The following is a 1,475-nucleotide window of genomic DNA, read 5'->3' on the forward strand; positions in this document are numbered from 1 at the left end:
CACGAACGCCATCCGCGCGGTGGACTCTATTTCGAGGATTTCGAGATCGGCAGCACCATTCGGCACCGGCTGACGCGCACGGTGACGCAGATGGACAACATGCTGTTCTCCAACATGACGCTCAATCCGCAACCGCTCCACATCGACGCGCATTTTTGCGCCACCGAAACGGAGTGGGGGCAGCCGCTGATGAACTCACTGTTCACGCTCGGATTGATGATCGGCATTTCGGTCAACGACACGACCGTCGGCACTACCATAGCCAATCTCGGCATGACCGACGTGACGTTTCCAGCGCCGCTCTTCGAGGGCGATACAGTGAACGCGACGACTGAAATCGTCGCCAAACGCGAGTCGAAATCGCGGCCCGAAGCAGGCATCGTCGAATTCCATCATCGCGCCTACAAACAGGATGGCACGCTCGTCGCGCAATGCCGCCGGCAAGCGTTCATGCGCAAGCGCAATTCTGGACCATGGCAGGCAGAGATATGATGCGCTCCCTCCTCTTCGTTCCGGGCGACAGCGCCCGAAAGCTCGAGAAGGCGCTGACCTCCGGCGCCGATGCGCTGATTGTCGATATCGAAGATTCCGTCGCGCTGGCGGCCAAGGAAGAAGCGCGGCGCATCACGGCCGACTTCATCGCACAAGCACGACGGTCGAGCGAACGTCCGCGCCTGTTCGTTCGCGTCAATGGCCTGACGACAGGCCTCACGGATTCAGATCTCGACGGCGTGATGACGGCTTCGCCCGATGGCATCGTGTTGCCGAAGGCGGTCGGCGGTCGGGATGTCTCGCATCTCGGCGCGAAAATCGCCGTTCGCGAGGCCGAGTTCGGATTGGGCGACGGCAGCACGCGGATCATCGCCATCGCGACGGAAAACGCACGCGGCATCTTCGCGCTCGGCACTTTCGCCGGCGCCAGCCAGCGCCTCGAAGGGCTCGCCTGGGGCGGCGAAGATCTCTCTGCCGATATCGGCGCCGAAGCCAATCGGGGGACGGATGGGCATTACGCGGAGCCCTACCGACTGGCGCGCTCGCTCACCTTGTTCGGCGCCGCCGCCGCCGAAGTCGACGCGATCGATGCCGTCTATACGAATTTTCGCGATCTCGACGGACTGGCAGCAGAATGCCGCGAAGCGCGCCGAGATGGATTCGTCTCCAAAATGGCGATCCATCCCGCGCAGGTCGCCATCATCAACGAAATGTTCGCGCCGTCGCAGGAAGCCATCGAAAAAGCGCGCGCCGTCGTCGCGGCATTTGAAGCCAATCCTGGCGCTGGAGTCGTCGGTGTCGCCGGCGAAATGCTCGATCGTCCACATTTGCTGCGCGCGGAGCGTCTGCTCGCGCGTTCAGACAAGAAGCAGACGTGACGCTGGTCTCCTAACGCGCCGCTACGGCTTTTTTCGCGAAGGGCGCGAACGCCTCGACAACCTTCGCGTAAACATCGCGCTTGTAGGGAACCACAAGTTCGATTG

2 protein-coding genes are annotated in these 1,475 nt (G+C 62.2%); both read left to right on the forward strand.

Annotated elements, in window-relative coordinates:
* A partial coding sequence (locus AC1DT3_RS20850) for a MaoC family dehydratase (protein WP_477467109.1) occupies positions 1 to 492 on the forward strand: 492 nt, incomplete at its 5' end.
* Positions 492 to 1,370, forward strand: a complete 879-nt coding sequence (locus AC1DT3_RS20855) for an HpcH/HpaI aldolase/citrate lyase family protein (RefSeq protein ID WP_477467110.1) — start codon at positions 492 to 494, stop codon at positions 1,368 to 1,370. The genes AC1DT3_RS20850 and AC1DT3_RS20855, both read left to right, overlap by 1 nt.
* Positions 1,371 to 1,475 lie beyond the last annotated feature (105 nt).

This window comes from Microvirga sp. P4_G7 (assembly GCF_056401005.1).

Excerpts from the sequence above, each read along its gene's own strand:
- AC1DT3_RS20855 (WP_477467110.1), top strand. The coding sequence starts at position 492 with ATGCGCTCCCTCCTCTTCGTTCCGGGCGACAGCGCCCGAAAGCTCGAG.